This window comes from Streptomyces iakyrus, assembly GCF_000717055.1.
In the GTDB taxonomy this organism is placed as follows: domain Bacteria; phylum Actinomycetota; class Actinomycetes; order Streptomycetales; family Streptomycetaceae; genus Streptomyces; species Streptomyces iakyrus.
In genome coordinates this window covers 1-329 of record NZ_JNXI01000134.1, presented here as the reverse complement: position 1 = coordinate 329, position 329 = coordinate 1, and the positions used below count along the sequence as shown (strand labels likewise).

At 69.3% G+C, this 329-nt stretch carries 1 protein-coding gene; it reads right to left on the bottom strand.

Annotated elements, in window-relative coordinates:
- Window positions 1-329, bottom strand: a 329-nt coding sequence (locus OO68_RS49050; RefSeq protein WP_033314749.1) for a 4-alpha-glucanotransferase, incomplete at both ends; no start/stop codon positions are given.

The following is a 329-nucleotide window of genomic DNA, read 5'->3' as shown; positions in this document are numbered from 1 at the left end:
GTGCGCGAGTCCCTGGCAGGCGCCGAGCTGGCGGTCGGCGGTCCATTGCACGAATTCGACGAACTCGACCTCGGCGGCGGTGTCGCGCGCCCAGCGCAATTTCGTGCACGCCGCATCGTCGGGCTGCCGCCAGTCGTCCGGCCACTCCCACCACGGCGTGTTGAACTTGTGCCGCACCACCTCGAAACAAGCGAAGCGCGACAGCAGCGTGCCCTGCTCCTTGCGGTAGGCCTCGAAATCCTGCCAGCGCCCGAGGCCGGGATTGGCCTTGAAGGCCGCGAAGGCCGCGCGCAGCGCCGGCCATTTCAGCGCCGCGACGCCGACATAGT